The sequence below is a fragment of the Fundicoccus ignavus genome (assembly GCF_009659375.1).
GTDB lineage: Bacteria > Bacillota > Bacilli > Lactobacillales > Aerococcaceae > Fundicoccus > Fundicoccus ignavus.
This window is the reverse complement of sequence record NZ_WJQT01000012.1, coordinates 1-22,290: the sequence shown is the minus strand read 5'-3', so window position 1 is coordinate 22,290 and position 22,290 is coordinate 1. Positions and strand designations below refer to the sequence as shown.

At 43.1% G+C, this 22,290-nt stretch carries 15 protein-coding genes; 2 read left to right on the top strand and 13 right to left on the bottom strand.

The window, feature by feature from the left end; translation table 11 throughout:
- Positions 1-381 precede the first annotated feature (381 nt).
- The 6 genes from GF867_RS14245 to GF867_RS08735 form a co-directional block, all read right to left on the bottom strand.
- The gene (locus GF867_RS14245; protein ID WP_153832733.1) at positions 382-2,763 is read right to left on the bottom strand and encodes a LysM peptidoglycan-binding domain-containing protein; all 2,382 of its coding nucleotides are present in this window, start codon (positions 2,761-2,763) and stop codon (positions 382-384) included.
- A 162-nt stretch (positions 2,764-2,925) separates the two neighbouring features.
- Positions 2,926-3,117 (bottom strand): hypothetical protein, encoded by a 192-nt coding sequence (locus GF867_RS08755; RefSeq protein ID WP_153832732.1) that lies wholly within the window; start codon positions 3,115-3,117, stop codon positions 2,926-2,928.
- 263 nt (positions 3,118-3,380) lie between these two features.
- Complete coding sequence (locus GF867_RS08750) at positions 3,381-5,276, bottom strand: Rib/alpha-like domain-containing protein (protein ID WP_172973996.1); 1,896 nt, start codon at positions 5,274-5,276, stop codon at positions 3,381-3,383.
- 150 nt (positions 5,277-5,426) lie between these two features.
- A complete protein-coding gene (locus GF867_RS08745; protein ID WP_153832730.1) occupies positions 5,427-8,363 on the bottom strand; it encodes a LysM peptidoglycan-binding domain-containing protein in 2,937 nt (978 codons plus the stop codon).
- 411 nt (positions 8,364-8,774) lie between these two features.
- Positions 8,775-9,005, bottom strand: coding sequence for a DUF2922 domain-containing protein (locus GF867_RS08740; protein ID WP_153832729.1), 231 nt, complete (start codon positions 9,003-9,005; stop codon positions 8,775-8,777).
- Positions 9,005-9,214, bottom strand: coding sequence for a DUF1659 domain-containing protein (locus GF867_RS08735; RefSeq protein ID WP_153832728.1), 210 nt, complete (start codon positions 9,212-9,214; stop codon positions 9,005-9,007). Before GF867_RS08735 ends, GF867_RS08740 begins: the two co-directional genes overlap by 1 nt.
- Positions 9,215-9,355: 141 nt before the next feature.
- Here GF867_RS08735 and GF867_RS08730 point away from each other — a divergent pair, with 141 nt between their 5' ends.
- Positions 9,356-10,384, top strand: a complete 1,029-nt coding sequence (locus GF867_RS08730; protein WP_153832727.1) for an acyltransferase family protein — start codon at positions 9,356-9,358, stop codon at positions 10,382-10,384.
- 1,178 nt (positions 10,385-11,562) lie between these two features.
- Here GF867_RS08730 and GF867_RS14375 read toward each other — a convergent pair.
- The 7 genes from GF867_RS14375 to GF867_RS08695 form a co-directional block, all read right to left on the bottom strand.
- A complete protein-coding gene (locus tag GF867_RS14375; protein ID WP_172973995.1) occupies positions 11,563-12,972 on the bottom strand; it encodes a prolyl oligopeptidase family serine peptidase in 1,410 nt (469 codons plus the stop codon).
- Positions 12,973-15,316: 2,344 nt separating this feature from the next.
- Positions 15,317-15,706: a VOC family protein gene (locus GF867_RS08720; RefSeq protein WP_216650282.1), complete on the bottom strand. Its 390-nt coding sequence runs from the start codon at positions 15,704-15,706 to the stop codon at positions 15,317-15,319.
- A 13-nt stretch (positions 15,707-15,719) separates the two neighbouring features.
- The gene (gene phnE / locus GF867_RS08715) at positions 15,720-16,529 is read right to left on the bottom strand and encodes a phosphonate ABC transporter, permease protein PhnE (protein ID WP_153832724.1); all 810 of its coding nucleotides are present in this window, start codon (positions 16,527-16,529) and stop codon (positions 15,720-15,722) included.
- A gap of 12 nt (positions 16,530-16,541) precedes the next feature.
- Entirely contained in the window at positions 16,542-17,384 is an 843-nt protein-coding gene (gene phnE / locus GF867_RS08710; protein ID WP_153832723.1) for a phosphonate ABC transporter, permease protein PhnE, read from the bottom strand.
- Positions 17,384-18,157: a phosphonate ABC transporter ATP-binding protein gene (gene phnC, locus GF867_RS08705; RefSeq protein WP_153832722.1), complete on the bottom strand. Its 774-nt coding sequence runs from the start codon at positions 18,155-18,157 to the stop codon at positions 17,384-17,386. The genes phnE (GF867_RS08710) and phnC overlap by 1 nt, the downstream gene beginning before the upstream one ends.
- Before the next feature lie 184 nt (positions 18,158-18,341).
- Positions 18,342-19,331: a phosphate/phosphite/phosphonate ABC transporter substrate-binding protein gene (locus GF867_RS08700; RefSeq protein WP_153832778.1), complete on the bottom strand. Its 990-nt coding sequence runs from the start codon at positions 19,329-19,331 to the stop codon at positions 18,342-18,344.
- A gap of 1,328 nt (positions 19,332-20,659) precedes the next feature.
- Complete coding sequence (locus tag GF867_RS08695; protein WP_153832721.1) at positions 20,660-21,259, bottom strand: YczE/YyaS/YitT family protein; 600 nt, start codon at positions 21,257-21,259, stop codon at positions 20,660-20,662.
- 169 nt (positions 21,260-21,428) lie between these two features.
- Here GF867_RS08695 and GF867_RS08690 point away from each other — a divergent pair, with 169 nt between their 5' ends.
- Entirely contained in the window at positions 21,429-21,785 is a 357-nt protein-coding gene (locus tag GF867_RS08690; protein WP_153832720.1) for a hypothetical protein, read from the top strand.
- Positions 21,786-22,290 lie beyond the last annotated feature (505 nt).

The following is a 22,290-nucleotide window of genomic DNA, read 5'->3' as shown; positions in this document are numbered from 1 at the left end:
GTTCCAGTTTCAAAAAGTGGAGCACGATTGGAATCATCATTAATCTAGCTGATTCTCTCGGACTTTCGACTAGAATAGCTCTTAATCTAGCCGATCCTCTTAACCCTCCGGCTAGAATAACCTAAATTTCTACAGCAAACTACAACTAGCCCAAAGACCTGCCAAACCCCACAAAACCTAAAACACAGCGGTGTCGTGCCCTTCGGTGCACGACGATTTGATTAGAGCAGCTAGACGGATAAATCGTGTCGGCTGATATGGACGACACTCCACTTGCTCTTCGATTTTCAGAGGGAATCAGTAGCTTCAAGTAGCGGTCAATTATCATGCACAAAAACGCCCAACAGCGCGAGGGTGTTGGGCGTTCATATTTTGGATGGGTTAGCGGCCGAAGTAGCTTGTGATACCCGTGACTAAACCACCGATTAATTTTTGTTGGTAAGACGGTGTGATCAATTTTTGATGTTCCGCCCAGTTGTCTAGGAAACCAAGTTCAACAAGGGTTGCTGGCACGTTGCTCGTACGGGTTACGTGCAAGTTTTGTTGGCGCGCACCTTGGTCGTTGGCACCTGTTGCCTTAATTAAAGCGCTTTGGATTGATTCAGAAAGTTTCTTGCTGGCGTTGATACGTGTCCAGTTGTCAGTATCAAGCGTTTTATAACCGGGTTCATCGATGTTCGGGTGGTGATAAAGTGTCACAATCCCGTTCACGCTACCACCGTATGAAGCTGGCATCGCGTTATGGTGGATACTCACATAAATATCTGGCATCAATTCGTTCGGCTCATCATCACGCTCACGAATATCAATTTCAATGTCGCTCGTACGTGACTCGTAAACCATATAGCCTAATGAACGCAGACGTTCAGCTAGTTGACGCGTGATATTAAGGTTCAAGTCTTTCTCCGCCACGCCATAGTTATAAGTTCCTGTTTCACTACCACCGTGGCCCGCATCTAGGTAAACCACGCGTTGATTAGCTGGTACTTCAACTGCCGCATCAGCCGACACAAAACCGACCGTCACGCCATTCTGCGCCACTTCGTAAAGTTTTTTACCTTTTGAATCCTTCGTTTCATTCACAACTTGGAATCTTTGGCCAAAATACTTAATCGAATCAGCTTTCGTAGCGCTACTTAAGCTCGAACCGACATAGAAGTCTTGATTCTTTTGATTGATTTTAACATCAAATGACTCTTCCGTTTTATCGCCATCGTCCACTACTGGTGGCGTTGGGGTTTCCGGATCAGTAGGTGTTGGCGAAGGAGTTGGTGTCGTCACTTTACTTGGATCGCTCACGTAGAACACATCGCCTGAGTAAATATAGTTTGATGTTAAGTTGTTCCACGCTTTTAATTGTGCAATGGTCACACCATTGTTGTTCGCGATTAACCATAAGGAGTCACCCGATTTAACCGTGTAAGTTTTAGCCGTTGTTGGTGTTTCTTCTTTCGGTGTTTCTTCTTTCGGTGTTTCTTCTTTCGGTGTTTCTTCTTTCGGCGTTTCTTCCTTCGGCGTTTCTTCCTTCGGTGTCTCTTCTTTTGGTTCTTCTGGTTTAGGTGTTGGTGTCGTCACTTTACTTGGATCGCTCACGTAGAACACATCGCCTGAATAGATATAGTTCGATGATAAGTTATTCCACGCTTTTAATTGTGCGATGCTTACCCCATTATTGTTCGCAATTAACCATAAGGAATCTCCTGATTTAACCGTGTAAGTTTTAGCCGTTGTTGGTGTTTCTTCCTTCGGCGTTTCTTCCTTCGGCGTTTCTTCTTTAGGTGGTGTCGTTGGTTCTTCTGGTTTAGGCGTTGGTGTTGTAGTCGTTGTCTTCGATACAATTAATTTATCACCTGAATAAATATAGTTCGACGTTAAATTATTCCAAGCTTTTAATTGCGCAACCGTAATATTGTTGGCTGTTGCTATTTTGTATAAATAATCGCCTGGACGTACTGTATAAGTTTTCGTCGTAGTCGTCGGTGTTTCTTCTTTAGGCGGTGTCGTTGGCGTCTCTGGTTCAGGCGTTGGAGTCGGTGTTGGCGTTGAGGTCGCCGGATTCGACACCACTAATTTGTCACCTGAATAAATATAATTTGACGTTAAATTATTCCACGCTTTTAATTGCGCAACCGTCACATTGTTGGCTGTTGCTATTTTGTATAAATAGTCGCCTGGGCGTACTGTATAAGTCGCCGTGCTTGGTTGAGTTGGCGCTGGCGTTTCAGGTGTTGTCGGCGTCGTAGGAGTCGTCGGTGCTGGCGTTGTTGTACCAGGATTTGTCACCACTAATTGATCGCCTACGAAAATCGCATCTGAACTCAAATTATTCCATTGACGCAATTGAGCAACTGTAATACCATTGCTGCTCGCAATTTTCCATAAAGTGTCCCCGTAAGCCACAGTATGTGTTCCACTTGCAACACGTGCTTTCGTCATTGTGACAGGTGCTTCTTGAATAGCCACTTCAGGTGCTGCTTCTACTTCCGGAACTTCTTCCGTTTCAGCCTCAGTGACCGGCTCAGCTAATTCTTCATCTGCCGCCACTACTTCTGACATTAATTCCGCTACTGCCGCTTCAACTTGAGCGGTTTCATCTTCCGTTAACGTTGCTGCATCGTCCGCTACCATTGTTGCATCATCCGTCAATTCTTGTGCTTGCACTTCGACAGAAGTTGCCATACCCAAAGCAACCGCTGAAAGTAAAAGCGAAGACGATAACACGATCCAACGGCCTTTCGATTTATGCATGATTTTTCTTTCCACAGTCCGAACTCCTCACTTAGATAGTTTATATACAATACATATATAACAATTGTACCATGAAGTGAACTACTTTACAGTTTTTTATGTTACAAATTGATAACAATTGATATTCTCATTACCGAAACATCTAAGATAAGATTCAGAATATTACAGGGATACCTGTTAGCTGCTACACGATTTTGCACGTTCTGTTGGATCCCCATCCGTACGTCTCGAAAAACCACCTGCCATTGGAGTTCCAGCCGAACGTCGCGAAAAACCAAGAATTGCTAAATACAAGCGGTGTCGTGCAAGCACGACAATTATACCAGACCCTCTTTTCTTTAATCGTCGTGAGCTTGCGGCGAACGACACCTTTATCCTTTATCTTTTATCTTTTATCTTTTATCCTTTATCTTTTATTTTTTATCTTCTATATTCATTCCTTTCCACTTCCCCTCCTCTTCCAGCAATCTTCTTTTCTTCTTTAATATTTCAAGACTTCTCTTTGCAACAACTCGCGTAGCTCAGCGACTTGTTTTCCATAGCGGTATCAAGCACAATCACATTTAAATCCCTTATAACTCAAAAATGGCCCGACGCTCTCAAGGCTGTCGGGCCGTTACTGCTATAGGTTTTTACTGACGACGTTTGCGGTAGGCTTGAACAATCAAGATGGCGCCACCTAATAAGGCGAGTACACCAATACCGTAAAACACTATGTTACGAGACTCACCGGTGTTTGGTAACTGTGGTTGAGTGGCTAATTTACGGTAAACGTAAGTGACGGTATTCTTGCTTTCGTCTGCTGAAACAATTCCTTTTTCTTGTCCAACAATCGAGTCAAGCTCGTAGCCATCAATGGCTACACGTGTCATCTGGAATGTGCTGCCAATTTCGCGTGCATTAATTTGTGATGGTAAGAGGCGGTTGCCCTCTGTATCGACAAAATGCACAATCACACGAGCGTGAGTGGCTACAGCGGGTTCGGTCACAGTGATCGGAACTGCCACAATATCTTGAGAACCATCCGCATAATTTGCGATGATGTTCGTGAAAGCAGAGGCGACTACCGTGTCAAAAACACTTTCATCTTCCCAAACGAATGACATGTCTGGTGGTAATTCGTCCTTATTAGCAATGGCTTCATGAGCATCAGGCACTACACCTTTTTCTGTTGTCACTAATGTAACTGGAAGTGGTGTATACAATTCAGCTTCTGGTTCGGGTGTTAAGTCTTCCACAACCGTTAACAAGACGCTTAAGTAGTCAACGGATGTATCTGGATAAGTGACCACGACCACAGCTTCGACGTCTTCGGCAACCACTTCAAAGATGCTTTCATCTTGCCAAGCAAATTCAGTGCCGTTTGGTAATTCATCGAAGTTGGCAAGCGCATCAATCGCAGCAGGCACTACGCCAACTTCAGTTGTGATGGCTTGGGCAACGGGTGTGAAATTATCCGCGTCTGTTGCTGCTGGCGTGACAGTTATCGCTACGGCAAGCATATCCGCTGAGCTATCGGCATACGTCACGATGACGTTTTCCAATACATTGGTTTTTGCTTCATCGAAGACCGCGGTATCTTGCCAAGAATAGAGAGCATCGGCTGGTAAATCCGCTGCGTTGGCAATCGCGCTAATGGCTTCCGGTACAACGCCAATCGTAGTTTCAACTAAATCGACTGCAATCGGTTGATAACTATCCGCAATCGGGGGTACCGCATCTGGATCTTCAACAGTGACTAAGACGGGCAACATATCAGTTGAACCATCACTATATGTGACGACTAAGTTTTCATTGATTTCAGTTTTTACTTCACTAAAGACTGCTTCGTCTTGCCATGTCACCACGACATCAGCCGGTAATTCATCGAGATTCATTAAGGCATCCGCTGCTGGTGGTACGACATTCAATTGAGTGGTCACCAAGTCAATTGCTCGCGGTGCATAACTCTCTGCTTCCGGAGCCGCTGCTTCAACGGTTACCATCTGTGGAATTGTGTTCATAGAGCCATCAGGGTAAATGATGTGAATCGGCGTCACTTTATCGACACCGGGTGTTTCGAAATCAGCTGGATTCCCCCATTCGATGATGGTGCCCTCTGGAAATGTCACGCTATTGATGACGCGTCCTTCAAGACTTGGGAGTGTTCCAGCAGTGACAAGTAAATATTCTGTAGAGCCAAGTGGTTCGTAGATGATCGCATCAGTTAATTCTTCCACGACTTTCACATCGACGGCCACCGTTTTAGTTGACGTATCTTCATAAGTGACTTCAACATTGCCTTCTACCAAATCGCTCACCGTTTCGAAAATTGTTTCATCGACCCAGGCGAAGCTAGCAGGTAAATCAGCGCTGTTTTCGATGGCATCTGCCGCATCAGGCACGGCATTGAGTTCAGCAAATAGTAACACAACGGGTTCGGGTTCAAAAGTATCAGCTTGAGTTGCTTGTGCATGCACCGGGACTAAGCCACCTACTAACAGCCAGGATAAAAGTCCAGCGAGCACGCGGTTCATGATTGTTTTCATCGCAAATACCTCCTTTTTCCTCACTTCCATTATACCACTTTTGAAAACGGATACATCGTGATTTATTCGAAGAAAGATAGAAGATTCTATGAACAAAATACTCCCCCACATATAGCTTGTGGAGGAGATGGTTTTGAATCATATTTTGGCTTAGTTGGTTAGGCGGTACCAGTAAGTTGGGATGCCGGCATAACTTGTGTAGCCCTCGATTGGGGTAGTGGAAATACCGTTATCACTGTAGTTCGCATGGATAATACTGCTATTACTTAGCGCGACACCGGTATGGCCGCCTGCACCGAGTGAATTGCCTTTGACTCCGGATACGAAAATGTCGCCTTCTTGCACTTCATCACGACTAATCGCAGTTAACAGCGTGCCTTCAAGGGCAAATAAGGATTCAGTCGTACCCGGCCAAGTGCCTTCAGCGATGTAGCCGCCAGCCATTAGCGCAAAGAATACGGCACTCGAGCAGTCATAACTATCCGGACCTAAACGGTCAGACATTGAGTAAGTCACATTGCCTTCACGTTCTTTGAACCAATTAATCATCGCTTGGATACCAGCTGATTCAACGGTATCCCCATCCGAATTTTCATTGGTGTTCTCGTTTGGCTTGGCGTTTTCTGATGAACCATTAAGGTTGGTTACGATTAAACGATCATTCGGGTTGATCACCGAATTAGCCGTCAGATTATTCCAGCTCGCTAAATCTGAAACAGAAACACCATATTGTTTGGCAATTGAATACAAGTACTCACCACGGTTTACAGTATGCGTTTGTTGCGTTTCGGACGATGTGTCATCGTCTGCTTCGGCTGTGCCTCCTGTATTCTGGTTAACATTTGGATTATTGACAACAAGTTGCTGGTTAGCATGAATCAAGTAACTTGATAGGTTATTCCATTCTTGTAACTGTGAAACCGTCACGTTATTTTTCTGGGCAATTGACCATAAGGTATCCCCTTGATTAATCGTATAGCTTGGTTGTTTGCTTGATGAACTGTCATTACCAGCTTCAGTTTCTTTTTGCGTATTATCGCTAGTTGGATTGGATACAATCAATTGACCGTCAATATGGATGACAGTACTTGATAAATTATTCCATTTGATTAAATCCGCAACTGTTACATTGTTGCGTTGGGCGATTGACCATAAGGTATCTCCCTTATTGATGGTATGGCTTGCGCTCGTTTGGTTAGAATTATTGTTAGTGCTACCGACGGTCTGTGAATGATTACCTTGGTTCGCCACATCTTGTTGACGCTTCTCATCGCTTGAGTTGGTAGCGTTATTCGGATTCGAAACAATTAAAGATGCATTGGTAATAATCAAGTCGCTCGATAAGCTATTCCATTCTTTTAACTCGGCCACGCTGACATTAAATTTGCGTGCCAAGGACCATAAGGTATCACCTTGGTTAACCGAATGCGTCTGGTTCATACTTGAATTGGTAGAAGCGACGATTGACATTAACTGAGTAGGTGTCTCTGAGTTTGTGTTTGATTCAGGTAATTCTTCAGAAGGGTTAGCTTCCGATAAGGCTGGTGACTCTGTTGACTCTGTTGGCTCGGGTACAAATTCTGTTTCTGGATTTTCGTCGGATTCAGATTCAACTGGTTCTTCTGAAGTTTCTGAGTCTTCTGGAATTTCAGTTTCTTCTTCTGTGCCTTCTTCTTCTTCTGTGCCTTCTTCTTCTTCTTCTGAATCTTCTTCGGAAATTTCAGGTTCTTCTGGAGTCTCAGGTCCTTCTTCTGAATCTTCAGGAATTTCTGGAGTCTCGGTTTCTTCTTCTGACTCTTCAGGATTTTCTGGAGTCTCAGCTTCTTCTTCTGACTCTTCGTTTTCCTCGGAAATTTCAGGTTCTTCTGGGGTTTCAGGATTTTCTGTCAGTTCTGATTCCTCTTCAATTACTCCAGCTTCTTCCGAAATTGCTGTGTCTTCTTCTACCACTTCTGGTGCTTCAGAATCTACTACGTCTTCTTCAACTACTTCAGTCTCTTCTGAAACTGCTGCGTCTTCTTCAACTACTTCAGTCTCTTCAGAATCTACTGTGTCTTCTTCTACCACTTCTGGTGCTTCAGAATCTACTACGTCTTCTTCAACTACTTCAGTCTCTTCTGAAACTGCTGTGTCTTCTTCTACCACTTCTGGTGCTTCAGAATCTACTACGTCTTCTTCAACAGCTTCTGGTGCTTCAGAATCTACTACGTCTTCTTCAACTACTTCAGTCTCTTCTGAAACTGCTGTGTCTTCTTCAACAGCTTCAGCTTCTTCCGAAATTGCTGTGTCTTCTTCTACCGCTTCTGGTGCTTCAGAATCTACTGTGTCTTCTTCTACCACTTCTGGTGCTTCAGAATCTGCTGCGTCTTCTTCAATTACTTCTGATGCTTCCACAACTACTGACTCTGCTTCAAGCTCCTCAGCTTCTTCCACAACTACTGACTCCGCTTCAAGCTCTTCAGCTTCTTCCACAACTACTGACTCCGCTTCAAGCTCTTCAGCTTCTTCTAAAACTACTGAGTCTTCTTCTACCACTTCTGGTGCTTCAGAATCTACTGCGTCTTCTTTGATCACTTCTGGTGCTTCAGAATCTGCTGCGTCTTCTTCAATTACTTCAGCTTCTTCCACAACTACTGACGCTTCTTCGATCACTCCATTATCTTCGAAAACTTCAGTATATTCTTCGGTTGCTTCAGGCATTTCAACTTCTACAACATTTTCAACTTCTACTTCTGGTACTTCTGGCGTTTCGACAACGGGTGCTTCTGGTACTTCTACCGTTATCGGCGCTTCTATTGCTAATGTTTCTTCCACTACCGGTGTTTCCACGCTAGCTTCAATCGCTGTTTCAATCGCTGTTTCAACCACTACCGCTTCCTCTACCATCGGTGCTTCCATACTTGCTTCAACGACATCTTCCGTTACCATAGCTTCATCTGTGGCAGCAGATGATTCTATCAAAACCTCGGATGTTTCTTGAGCAGATACAAGCGTCTGTGACGACGCACCTAACATCATTGATGCTACAAGCGAAGTGGAAATCGTGACCCACTGCCCCTTGCGTTTATGCATTTTCTTTCTTTCCATTCAACACACTCCTTATTGAGTAGAATTTAACTGAAGCCATCATAACAAATGAATATTTTTGTTTGACGGCATGCGGTTACACTGGCTTTACAATCTTGTCGCAAGCCTCAACTTCGCAATATATTCATTCACTAACCTTTGATAAACACTGTCCTAGCAACACCATGCTGAGTCATCCTCTGCTTGCTGGCTTCACTCTTAAGTTTTTCTTAACGCTTTCTTAAAAAATAACAGCTTATTCAGTGGTCAAAATTATCATATTCATTGCTTTTTCATAGCACTTTCATTATCACTTTGTTACGGTTTTCAGCCACGGGTGCCAACCCGTTTACGTCTCGCAACGCAAAAACTCCCCCTATAAAAGGAGGAGTTCGTTAGACGCAAGCGTCTTGGTGGCCTATTTCATCTAGATTATTCTTGGTCTAAGTCGAATAGGTTTGTGGTAATGGTTTCGACGTAGCGGGCGGCGTGTTTGTCGACGTAGAGCGGGTTGCCGTCTTTTTCGAAGGCGTTAATCGCAGCGATTTGGTCCATGGCTCTTTCGACTGTTTCGCGGTCTAAGTCTTCGCGTGGGTGGTTCAGTTTCAGTGTATTATTTTTGCCGTCAGCTGTTTTAAAGATCATTTGTAGTATTTTCATCATTAACCTCCAATAGTTGTGTAGCGTGTGCGTTCGACGATGGTTAAGTCCCCGGTTGGGTAGGCTGCGATGTCGCTGATGGCTGCGTGGATGCCGCTTAATTCCTCGGGTGACACGCCTTCCTTCAAGTTGGCGAATGTTTGTTTAATCGCTTTTTCTGAGCCGTCGTTGTACTGTACCTCTAGTGTTGCTTTTTCAAATTGTCCTAACATTTCCTTACCTCCTGTGTGTTTTTGTAAGCTGCTTACACCCTATAAACGGTTTGTTGCGAGCGTTTGTCATCGAAAAGTCAAATTGTTTAAAAAGATTCCATTTTTTTGTTAGAATACACATTCAAAGGAGTTTGACAAAATATGACACACAATTATGCGATTGATCGAATAAAATTTCTGGCGGCGATGGCGGTCGTGTTGATTCATGTCACAGCTTTCCTCGAAACGGAGGGCTTGGCAACCTTCGCCAACTATTACTGGTACCGACATCTCTTGAATTTCGCGGTGCCCTTCTTTTTCGCGACGACCGGCTATCTGGTGGCCCAACAAAAGGATACAGCGAGCTATCTACGGCGATACCTGACCAAAATCTTGGTGATGTATGTGGTATTCACCTTGTTTTATCTGTTAGTCGATGCGTTTATTTTCGTGCCGACCAGTATGGCGATGGGGGCTAGTTTTCCGAATGCCCTGCTTCAATATTGGCACACCCTGAGTTGGGTGAAAGTTGGCAACGGGCAAATTGGCCATTACCACTTATGGTATTTATGGGCACTGTTTTTAGCTAGTCTTATTCTCTATTGGTGCGTTAAACGTGGCTGGAGTCCGACACAAATTGTAGTGGGAGCGGTGGTGATTTACTTAGTCGGGCGCTGGTTAATTACAGTAAACTTACACTGGGAGTTGTTAGCGAATGGTGGTTTTCCAAAGGCTTTGGTGAGTTTAGTGGGAGGCTATTATGTGGCCAAACGGAATCTGGCTTGGCGTGGCGGTCTGGTGACTGCCTTGATAATATTATTCGCTTATCAAGCCTTGAGTCTATCGGATATTCATTTCTTTGCAGGGGAGTTTGTTTTAATTTTAGCGATCTGGGTCTTGATGACCTACGTGAACGCTCGCCCCGGCAAGTCGAGCCCACTTTCACGCTGGGCTGCTTACTCGATGGAAATTTATTTATTCCATCCGATTTTGCTGACAATCTACTCTTATTCAAGTAACGTCGATCCGAATATCGAAATCCAATCACATGGCTGGCGGATTATTTTGATGACTTGCACGACTGTGGCGATTTCCATCTTCTTGTATCCCTACTTTGATCGATTCTATATTCAACCTGTGGAAGAACGCTTAGAACCAAATCTCGACCGCCTGGTCCGCAAATTGACTTAATGAAGTTGACCCATCCGCATTGGTGCGGATGGGTTTTGTAATATAAGATTTTATAAGTTTTATGTTGATTTATCACGCTTTGTACTACGCTCAGATAATGATTTTCCAAGGCGGTGGTCGCTTTCAAAGCCTCACGGTTGTGAGGGCTTTGAAAGCTCAATCGGCTAGGTGTGTCTAATTCGCTGCGCTCAAAGTCACACCAAGCGATTCTATTAGGAGCGATGGATTGCCCTTATACCGCTTTGGAAAACAATTCGCTTAGCTAGGTTAAGTATTCCAACAAAAGTAAAGCAATATATTCAAGTTAAAACTGCTAACCGAAATTCAAAGTTTTCAGACTCGTCCGAAGTTTTCTGATACTGTTTAAATCAACAAGACTGTGTGACTGCAACATGGCTTTGGGAGCTTCCGACCAAGTGGGAGGAAGCAACTGCCTTGGACTAGGTGTCTAATCATAAAGTGCCCTTTCAATATGTTAACTCAGACTTCGAGTTTGATGATTGAAGGCCTCAATGTTCAATCTCAAACCGCGAGTTTGAACATTGAATTGGAATTAGGCTGATTTATCCGATAAATCTGACAAATAAGCGGCTATAAAGACTAAATAACGAGCGGGACATCACCTTACAGGTGATGGTTTTCATTCAATGTGTTAACTCAGACTCTGAGTTTGATGATTGAAGGTCTCAATGTGTTAACTCAAACCGCGAGTTTGAACATTGAATTGGAATTCCGCTGATTTATCCAATCAATCTGACAAATAAGCGGCTATAAAGACTAAATAACGAGCGGGACATCACCCTAAAGGTGATAGTTTTCATTCAATGTGCTAACTCAGACTTCGAGTTTGATGATTGAAGACCTCAATGTTCAATCTCAAACCGCGAGTTTGAACATTGAATTGGAATTCGGCTGATTTAACCGATAAAACTGACAAATAAACGGCTATTAAGATCAATTCACGAGCGGGACATCACCTTACAGGTGATAGTTTTCATTCAATGTGCTAACTCAGACTCTGAGTTTGATGATTGAAGCACTCAATGTTCAATCTCATAAGCGTGAGGATCGAAGCGACCTCCGCCTTGGAATTCGATAAGCTGAGCGAAGCACAGCACACTAGACTTATAACACACAAAAACGCCCACTGCATCACACAGTGGGCGCCTTTATATTTTCTATAAGCGTTGTTTGTTAATCCAGTGGAAGATGGTTTCGAATTCTTCAACACCATCCGTATCATCCGTCACTTTGTAGGATCCACCAAACAAAGCATTAGACGGCTCATAACGGCTATCTTGGCGAATGCGCTGTGGATGTTGCACCCCGCGCACCTGATTATTGAATAGGTAAATCCAAGATAAATGGCCATCATATTTTTCATCTAATTCATCCAAGCCACGAACCGTTTCAAAATACGAGAACCAGACATTGCTCGCACCAGCTTTGACAATCCGACGGTAAGTCGGTTCCACTGTCAAGAAGGGTACGACTGTATGGTCATTCGCCGCATGCACGAACCAAATCGCCTCGCTGGCTAATAGTCGTATTTTGTCATCGGTTAAACAGAGGGTTTGACTCGGTTTGTAACGCAAGTTGCCGAAACGGTCCGTCGTCGTTTCGTAGTAGCCACGACGATCGCGCTCGAAGCCGTAGAAAGAATAGGCCTCAGCCACCGGGAAAGCCGCCGCGAAAGTTTGCGGATATTCCAACAACATATTCATCGTCATATAACCGCCGTTCGAGCAACCACCCAAGTAAATGCGGTGACTATCAACGTTATCGTGACCGTCCACATATTGACGAATCGTATCCATCAAAATCTCGGTGTAACGTGATTTACCGGCACCAGGACCCGTACGGTCCTCCCCTTCATCCATCCAGAAGGTTGGCGTCTGAACGACCAACACATGCGCCCCTTGACGCAAACCATTGGTAAATTGCGACTGAATTTCAGGACGTGTTAAAGCCGTTACCTCATTCCCCAACAGAGGTACTTCGATATCCGTGCCCCCTTCAGCCGAACCATGTAACCACACAATTAAAGGTAATATATCAACAGGCGACAAATCCTCAGGCTCATAAGCCGCATACGTTAGACGCTGCGCCTCGACTTTGCCCGTCGTAGGATTCACATAATCACCACTATAAGCACTACGAATTGAAAAGGCATCAGAATCCGGCGAAATTCGCTGATCAATCGCATCCACACGAATCTCTCCAACTAACTCTTCCTGATACTCAGCAGCAGTAAATTTGAGGTCAGTGATACTCACAACATAAGTCTGTGCCCAACGAGAAAAACCAGTCACCGGATCCAACTCAAACGGATGAGCCTTATTCCCAGGCGATTTCGCATGATAATGTGTATCTAATTCTAAAGTAACAAAAAGACTCGACACTTCCGACTCTCCAAGATGATGTCCCTCTGAATTTGATAAATAAGCTGCCAATACCTCGCGCTCAACATCATTCGTTTTCACAACAGCCGAGCTAAACTTAACCTCACCCGAAACCGGCTGCCTCAAAGCTAACACGAGACGCGACACCGCAGGCCCCCACTCAAACCCATTTATATAAAGACTCACATCTTGGATAATACGCTCATTTGCAACGATTGTACCTCCACCTCCATCTGTTCTATACCCTCTAGTATAAAGAAAATTCTACCAAATGTCATATATAATTCCCTAGCCTCAATACGCCCCAATATCAAGTTGCGAAATCCATTGCGCCCAACCCCGCCTGACCGCTGAAAAAGCCCAACTATTATTATATAAAGCATCCTACTTAACCTTGACTATCATGATTAAGCAAGCACTCTTTTTCAGCAGCCATCCACCCAACAAAACCGCTGACTAACCAAGCAGAAGATACAATCGTGACGGCCGACTCGGCCGACACTCCTTTTGTGTTTGGATCTTTTAACTTTACACTTCTAGAGTTTAGTAGATAAGTAGCAGATTTCAGACGAACAACTGGCGAAAATGGGAAGGCTGAGTTTGGCAACCAGTTTTAGCTTTCAATGTGCAAACTCGGACTCTGAGTTTGATGATTGAAGCCCTCAATGTTTAAACTCAAACCGCGAGTTTAAACATTGAATTGGATTTGGTGAATTTTCCAACTAAACTCGGTGAAAATTAGAGAATCTGGATTAAGGGACCAGCTGGGTATCACCCTACGGGTGATGTTTCTCTTTCAATGTGCAAACTCGGACTCTGAGTTTGATGATTGAAGCCCTCAATGTTTAAACTCAAACCGCGAGTTTGAACATTGAATTGGTATTTGGTGGATTTTCCAACTAAATTAGCTGAATATGAGAGAATCTCGATCAAGTAACCAGCTGGGTATCATCCTACGGGTGATGTTTCTCTTTCAATGTGCAAACTCGGACTCTGAGTTTGATGATTGAAGCCCTCAATGTTCAAACTCAAACCGCGAGTTTAAACATTGAATTGGTATTTGGTGGATTTTCCAACTAAATTAGATGAATATGAGAGAATCTCGATCAAGTAACCAGCTGGGCATCATCCTACGGATGATGTTTCTCTTTCAATGTGCTAACTCGGACTCTGAGTTTGATGATTGAAGCACTCAATGTTTAAACTCAAACCGCGAGTTTGAACATTGAATTGGTATTTGGTGGATTTTCCAACTAAATTCGGTGAAAATTTGAGAATCTGGATTAAGTGACCAGCTGGGTATCACCCTACGGGTGATGTTTCTCTTTCAATGTGCAAACTCGGACTCTGAGTTTGATGATTGAAGCCCTCAATGTTTAAACTCAAACCGCGAGTTTGAACATTGAATTTCTTTTTCGAATGCCAAGTTTGAAATGACTTCTTTTTCAAAAGAAGTCACCTTTTTTGATTTTTTAGACTAGCCGCAGTTGCTTTTCTTCTTCAAAGAATACACATTAGTAACTAACTATCATTATATTTTTAATTCATATCAGATTATTGACTAGTATGGATTCTATCGTGTCAACTCAAGATTTGAGTCGACTCATTGACTTAGTTAACGTGTCAACTCAAAATCCCAGTCGACACATTAGAGTCTAATCTCCACTTTTTTTGCTAATTTACATCTCAAATTGCAACTTTTCCAGATAAATCTCGGAATTTCCAGCTGAAAACAACCGATAATCCTGATTTTTTTTCTAATGTGTCAACTCAAGATTTGAGTCGACTCATTGACTTAGTTAACGTGTCAACTCAAAATCCCAGTCGACACATTAGAGTCTAATTTCCACTTTTTTTGCTAATTTACCTCTCAAATTGCAACTTTTCTCTGATAAATCTCGGAATTCCCAGCTAAAATCCACCAATAATCCTGAATTTTTTTCTATAGTGTCAACTCAAAATCCCAGTCGACACATTAGAGTCTAATTTCCACTTTTTTTGCTAATTTACATCTCAAATTGCAACTTTTCTCAGATAAATCTCGGAATTCCCAGCTAAAATCCACCAATAATCCTGAATTTTTTTCTATCGTGTCAACTCAAGATTTGAGTCGACTCATTGACTTAGTTAACGTGTCGACTCAAAATCCCAGTCGACACATTAGAGTCTAATTTCCACTTTTTTTTGCTAATTTACATCTCAAATTGCAACTTTTCTCAGATAAATCTCGGAATTCCGTTAGCAGTCTTGACTTGATAATACATCGTCACTTTTGTTGGAATACTCAACGTAGCTCAGCGACTTGTTTTCAAAAAGCGGTATCAAGGGCAATCGGCACAGCTTGCTCTGACTATGAGCGAAGCGATTTAGACAGAGCCTAGCCGATTGAGCTGGAAAAGCCTGAGCGATAGCAAAGGCTTTGAAAGCGACCACCGCCTTGGAAAACAATAAGCTGAGCGAAGCTCCAATACCAATCCATATAAAATCATAAAAAACGTGCTCCACCTCATTAGGCGAAGCACGTTTATGATTAGTCTTTAGTTTCCACTAGCTCGATTGGGAGCCCGTCGGGATCCTTGAAGAAGGTGTAGGCTGAGCCGGTGAGTTCGTCCACACGGACAGCTTCTAGTTCAAGGCCGTGAGCTTGTAGTTCTGCTACCGTTGCTGCCATATCGCGGACTGAGAAGGCTAAGTGGCGTAAGCCACGAGCTTCGGGTTGGTTCACGCGGGCTGGCGCATCTGGGAAGGAGAACAGCTCAATCAGGTAGTCGCCGTTCAAGGCTAGGTCAACCTTCCAAGAGTCGCGTTCGGATCGGTAAGTTTCAGCTAGAATGGTAAAGCCTAAGATGTCACAATAAAAGCGTTTGGACACTTCGATGTCTGACGCAATAATCGCAAGGTGATGAACTTTTTCTAACATTGACAACCGCCTCCTAACCGTGTGCTAGTTTCTTACGGATGTAGCTTGATGAGAACTCGACAATTAGGATCAGTACGATTAAGCCAAGCAATAAGGCACCGACTTCACTCCAACGGTATGAGCTCATTGCGAAGATCAAGGGAGCACCAATCCCACCCGCGCCGACGAGTCCTAGTGTGGTCGCATCGCGCAAGTTCATGTCAAAACGGAAAATCAAGGTAGAGAGTAAACTCGACCATAATTGCGGCAGAATGCCGTGGCGTATTTTGGCAAAAGTGTTACAGCCCATCGCGTCTAGCGCCTCGATAATTGAGGTGTCGATGTCATCGATAGTTTCGCTAAAGAGTTTCGTCAACATCCCAATCGACGTCACTGATAGGGTCATCAGGCCGGCGAATGGACCAGGACCTGTCACACGAATGAACATCAGACCGTAAACAAAGGCTGGAATGGTACGGATTAGAATCACGACCAGACGCGTCACAATCACGACTGGGAATGGCACAACTTTCGATGAAGCGAGAAAACTCAGTGGGAATGAGAATACTGCGCCCACTAGCGTACCGAGAAAGGCGATGGCCATCGTTTCTAATAATAGGTAGCCGACCGATTGTTCGGACCAGTTAAATAATAGTTCGGTTGACGGTGTGAAAATACCGCGAATGATGTTACCTGCGATTTCGACCCCGTTTTTCGTGACGTTCACACTGCCGACAGTTGTTGCCGACCATAATAATAAAGCGACAACTAGTAGCGTCCAGAAGGTGCGTGACACACGATTTGTTTCTTTCTTTTCATACATGGCATTAATTTTGTCTATCATCTGGGCCACCTCCTATGTTAATTTCTTGCGCAGATAGCGGCTAATTGTTTCAATAATCGCTACCGTCACAAAGAGCGTCAAAAGAATCATGCCGACTTTGTCGTATTGACGCCAAGCGATGTTCTCGTTCAGGATAATCCCTAAACCACCGGCCCCAACATATCCTAGAATCGCCGCATGACGGACGTTCCCTTCAAAGGTGTAGAGTGTGACAGATAAGAAACTTGGTAACACTTGTGGGCGAATCGCGCCTAAAAAACTGTAAAGGCGGTTAGCTCCCATTGATTCCATCGCTTCATAAGGTGCCATATCCACCGTTTCGATTTGTTCATACAGCTGCTTGCCGATGAATGAGAAGGTAAATAAGGCGATGGCTAAGGTACCGGCGAACGTTCCTAAACCGAAGACATATGTCAAAATCAATGCAGATACTAAAGTAGGTAAGGTGCGGATGATACTCAAAAGAAACTTAACCACACCTGAAACTGCCTTATTGCGTGTTAAGTTAACGGACGCTAACATTGCCGTAGGAATCGCGACTAAGGCACCAATAACCGTTCCTAAAATCGACATTTTAATCGTGTCCACCAATGGTTGGATAACTGAATCAAAGAAGGTCCAGCGTGGTGGAACCATCGCAATCAGGATTGTAAAGAACTCGTGACCACGTTTAGCCAACGTTGAGAATTTGAAGTCTGTTAATTCAACCGAATAGTACACAGCGATTAGAACAAGAATGACAATAAATGGCGTGATTGAACGCTGTTTAAAAACTTTCTTTCCATTCGGTAACACTATTTCTTTAGGGGGTAGCAAACGATGACGTAAAGATTGTTTTGGCTTATGTGATGCCATTAAACTTCACCTACCATCTCTTCAACCATATCTGGTTTTTGTCCCTTATAAATTTGATCTAGAATGCTTTCGGTTACTTGATCGGATGGACCATCATAAACGATTTGACCATCTCGAATTCCGACAATACGGTCACAATATTCTAATGCTAATTCCACGTGGTGAATATTAATTAAGATACTAATATTATCCGCTTGGTTAATTTTCTTGAAGTCGTTCATCACGACTGCAGCCGTTACAGGGTCCAATGAAGCAACCGGCTCATCCGCTAGAATAATCCCTGGGTTTTGCGCCAATGTACGCGCCAAAGCTACACGTTGTTGTTGACCACCTGACAATTGGTCCACACGTGTATAAGCCTTATCTAAAATTCCCACACGGTCTAAAGCCGCTAATGCTTTCAATTCTTCTTCTTTTGTAAAGTAGCCTAATAAGACACGCCAGAATGGTAAGTCTGGTACAAAGCCATTCAAGACGTTTGTTACAACTTTCGCACGTGTTACTAAGTTAAAGCCTTGGAAAATCATCCCTACTTGACGACGGAATTGACGTAAAGATTTTCCTTTTAATTGCGTCACATCCACATCATTCACAACTAAATCGCCAGCTGTTGTCTCAATCATTTTATTAATGGTACGAATTAGTGTCGATTTACCCGCACCTGATAAACCAATAATCCCCACGAATTCCCCTTGCTCAATTCGCAAATCAATATTGTTCAAGCCTAAAACGCCATTGTCATAACGTTTCGACACACCTTTCATTTCAATCATAGCTATCCTCTTTCCATAAAAATTATTTCTTCAGTCGCAATCATACCATTTAACACTGCCAATTGCATTCAAAATACGAATAAAAATCCACTTGCGCTGTGTATTCATATTTTGGAATGAAAAAGGGCATCATACTTTTCAGTAGATGCCACTTATAGGGGTGTTAAATTCGGAAAAAATGAGCTTATTCAGCGCCTTCTAATAAGATTTTTTGCGCTTCACGTTCAGTATCGTAATCTTCAGAAGTCGCTGGTTGGTATCCTTCGTGACTATAAATCGCGATAACTGCTTTACCTTCTTCAGTTTCTGAAATGTTAATGAATGCTTGTTGGATGGCAGCTTTTAATTCATCTGTCATAACTTCAGCGTTCTTAGACACTGAAACTGTATCATTGTAGACATTTGGTGCAACACCAATGACGTTTGTTTCTTCCCAAATGCTTGCTTCACGGCCCATTTCAGTTGTCCATTGCTCATCATAGTCACGACGTAAGTCAGCAAACCCAACAATAATATCCACTTGTTCAGATGCTAAACGTGCGATTGAAGATGCGTAAGATTCTGATTGAACAGCGTGTGATAAGTCCGAAACACCTTTATCATAGCGCTCACTTAACCAAATTGTTGGATAGATGTAACCTGATGAAGAAGATGAAGACATAACAGCCCAGTTTGCTGAGTCTAAGTCTTCCCAAGTTAATTCTTCGCCTGCATTAACTTTAGCTGCTAATTCTTGCCCTTTTTCAGATGGTCCAGCAATGATTAAAGATTTGTAGTAAGTAACTTGTTCGTCTGAAGTTTCAGTTGCCTCACCATCGTTCCAGTCTGCTGGATTCTCTGAATCTTTTGTTAAACCAGCACGTGTTGATGTTAATAATACCTCTACATCGTCACTGAATAATACGAATGTTCCACCAGGAATCAAGCCGATTTCTGCTGTTCCAGCTGACATTGCTTCCCCAACTGCTTCATAACTTGTTCCAACCGTAATTTCGATTTCGCCAACATTGAAGCCTAACTCTGCTAATTCATCAATTAATAATTGTTTCAATGGTTCAGTTGTTGTAATAATATCTTCTGGATCACGCGATGGTACGAAAGCTACTGTTAACTTGTCAATTTCTTCTTGTGCTGAAACCTGAGCTACTGGTGCAAAAACGCCCGCTGCCAACATTGTAATTAAACTAAATACCGCTAAAAACTTTTTCAAATTTTTCTCCTCCAAAATATCTTTCGATATATTCTTGTACTGCAAGCAATATGATAACACGCTTTTGTAAATTTACCGTAAAGATGTTCGCTTTTACTGTAAAATATACGTAAAGATTTTCTAGCCAAATCTGAACAGGCTGATTTCAATTCTCACTACCTCAACATCGCCAGATCTGACTCCCTAACCCTAACTTTGTTGTTAAAAACTCAACGCCACCTCAACTTCCCCTTACTTAACACCCTTCTATTTCTGCCATTATTCTAACACTATTCTCCCTTGAAAGGAATGGATATCATCAGAAAATTGGCGCAGTTTCTCGAACGTTCGATTGGGAGGTGCGAGGGGTGCGATTGTCGGGGCTGGTGGAAAATGCGGCTGCGAGGCTGGTGGAGGGAATCGTGCCCAGTTTGGAGAACTCGAGCACGACTATTTCAATTAAGCTTAGAATCATGTTTCAGTTTCAAAAACTCGAGCACGATTGGAACTGAGTCGTGTTCCAGTTTGAAGAACTCGAACACGATTATTTCAAATAACCTTGGAATCATGTCTCAGTTTCAAAAACTCGAACACGATTGGAACGGAATCGTGCTCCAGTTTGGAGAACTCGAGCATGATTAAATCATGAAAAAAAGCGGTGTCGTGTCCCACGGTACACGACGATTATATTAGAACCACAGGCAATTTTAATCGTGTCGGCCAGTTGGCCGGCACTCCTTTTGCTCTTCGTTTTTAATGAAGCAACGAAGAGCATCAAGATGCTTAACAGCGTGCCTTCGAAAAAAAGTTGAGCGAAGTATAAATCATGAAAAAAGGCGGTGTCGTGTCTCACGGTACACGACGATTATATTAGAACCACAAGCAATTTTAATCGTGTCGGCCAGTTGGCCGGCACTCCTTTTGCTCTTCGTTTAATGAAGCAATTAAGAACATCAAGATGCTTAACAGCGTGCCTTCGAAAAAAAGTTGAGCGAAGTATAAATCATGAAAAAAGGCAGTGTCGTGTCCCACGGTACACGACGATTATATTAGAACCACAAGGCGTTTAAATCGTGTCGGCCAATTGGCCGGCACTCCTTTTGCTCTTCGTTTTTATTGAAGCAATGAAGAACATCAAGACGCTTAACAACCTACCATGAAAATTCAATATCCCTTACCAATTAAGCTACTAAAGCTCGATCCGCCACCTATCCAACCTCATCTAACCTTAATATCCCAACAAAATCAACTTACACAAAAAGCGCGCCAGCCTTCACCATAAGATGATAGGTTAGCGCGCGTTATTTAAATTATTATTTTGCCGGGGAAAATTTGGTAATCCAACCTGAGAAAATTCCGATTAGTTTACCGTTGAAAACCGCGCTCAGGATTGAACCATAGCCGAAGGTCGCGCCCAACAGGATACCTACTATAATAAATGCGACGTCCATTACCGTGCGAACGATGGTCGCATCAATGCCTGTACGTGAGGTGAAAATTAACATCGTTGATTCCATTGAGCCTAAACCGAACATCGCGCTCATATAAACTGCGATACCTAGTGAGAAAATCACCACACCCAATAGTACTAAAACGACTGTTGGCAAAGATTGTAGCGGCGCCATTGGTGTCATCAACATGTTCGAGAACACTCCCGTGAAAATCCCATTAATAAAACTCCCGACCCCAATATGTCGACGGTCCACAAAGAAAACCGTCACCAACACAATCGTGTTAAAGATACTAATCATCGTTCCAAGCTCTAGCGGAATATGTTGCACAACTCCATCCAAGAAAGTACTCAAGGGGTCAACGCCCTGTCCAGAAAAAATAAACAAATTCAAACCAATCGACATCAACATGGTCCCAAGTACCACCACAAGTGTCTTCTTAATAAATTGCTGTGTATACACATTCTCGCCTTCTTTCTAACTCTAATTTTACACGTCCCAACTGCTCATTATATCACATAGGATTAACTTAACACATTAGAGTTCAATGAAACTACCTCATACACCTATCATAATACAGCCAAAATACTCCTCCACAACATTGTGGCCAAAAACCACCGAGAGCCGCGCTATGCTAGCCGATGCTTCAACACTTTCGGCTAGATTAGCACCGATTCTAGCCGCTCCTCACAGACTTTCGGCTAGATTAGCACCGATTCTAGTCGATGCTCACAGACTTTCGGCTAGATTAGCACCGATTCTAGCCGCTCCTCACAGACTTTCGGCTAGATTAACTCATATTCTAGTCGATTCTCTAAGACTTTCGGCTAAATTAACACCGATTCTAGCCGTTTCTCACAAACTTTCGGCTAGATTAGAACCGATTCTAGTCGATTCTCACAGACTTTCGGCTAGATTAGCACCGATTCTAGCCGTTTCTCCAACACTTTCGGCTAGATTAACACCGATTCTAGCCGATACTCACTAACCTTCGGCTAGATTAGGGCCTTTGCTAGCCGATACTCACTAACCTTCGGCTAGATTAACGCTAAAATGGACCCTATAGAATGGACAGTGATTTTTACGGCCTCATAAAAATATAGACAGCGTGGAATAAGATAGATATATTATCTGTACACTAATAAAAAGGCTAGCTTGTTTGAATAGACACAAGCGAATAAGGTGCTTGTTTTTTACAGACACTGCTAACTCGTCCAGTTTTTCTAACAGACACGTTCGATAAGGCCACATCTTTAGCTAGACAGCTAAAGAAAGGCCTAGCGTGTACTTTATCCAGTATTTCATTATGAAGCATTTTAGACAAAGGAGTCCATACGATGGCCAAACACATATTAACACAAGAACATATCGATCAATTAAGATTATCTCCTTATATCTTATCAGTCACACAATCGCAGATTCGTTACACTGACGAGTTAAGAGCGCTCTATTATCAACAAAAAGATCAATTTGAATCTGGGATTGACTGGTTA

What these genes read in the sequence shown, in the direction of transcription:
- GF867_RS08750 (WP_172973996.1), bottom strand. Translation starts at nt 5,276, where the DNA reads ATGAAAACAATCATGAACCGCGTGCTCGCTGGACTTTTATCCTGGCTG.
- GF867_RS08745 (WP_153832730.1), bottom strand. Translation starts at nt 8,363, where the DNA reads ATGGAAAGAAAGAAAATGCATAAACGCAAGGGGCAGTGGGTCACGATT.
- GF867_RS08740 (WP_153832729.1), bottom strand. Translation starts at nt 9,005, where the DNA reads ATGATGAAAATACTACAAATGATCTTTAAAACAGCTGACGGCAAAAAT.
- GF867_RS08735 (WP_153832728.1), bottom strand. Translation starts at nt 9,214, where the DNA reads ATGTTAGGACAATTTGAAAAAGCAACACTAGAGGTACAGTACAACGAC.
- GF867_RS08730 (WP_153832727.1), top strand. Translation starts at nt 9,356, where the DNA reads ATGACACACAATTATGCGATTGATCGAATAAAATTTCTGGCGGCGATG.
- GF867_RS08720 (WP_216650282.1), bottom strand. Translation starts at nt 15,706, where the DNA reads ATGTTAGAAAAAGTTCATCACCTTGCGATTATTGCGTCAGACATCGAA.
- phnE (WP_153832724.1), bottom strand. Translation starts at nt 16,529, where the DNA reads ATGATAGACAAAATTAATGCCATGTATGAAAAGAAAGAAACAAATCGT.
- phnE (WP_153832723.1), bottom strand. Translation starts at nt 17,384, where the DNA reads ATGGCATCACATAAGCCAAAACAATCTTTACGTCATCGTTTGCTACCC.
- phnC (WP_153832722.1), bottom strand. Translation starts at nt 18,157, where the DNA reads ATGATTGAAATGAAAGGTGTGTCGAAACGTTATGACAATGGCGTTTTA.
- GF867_RS08700 (WP_153832778.1), bottom strand. Translation starts at nt 19,331, where the DNA reads ATGTTGGCAGCGGGCGTTTTTGCACCAGTAGCTCAGGTTTCAGCACAA.
- GF867_RS08690 (WP_153832720.1), top strand. Translation starts at nt 21,429, where the DNA reads ATGCTAGCCGATGCTTCAACACTTTCGGCTAGATTAGCACCGATTCTA.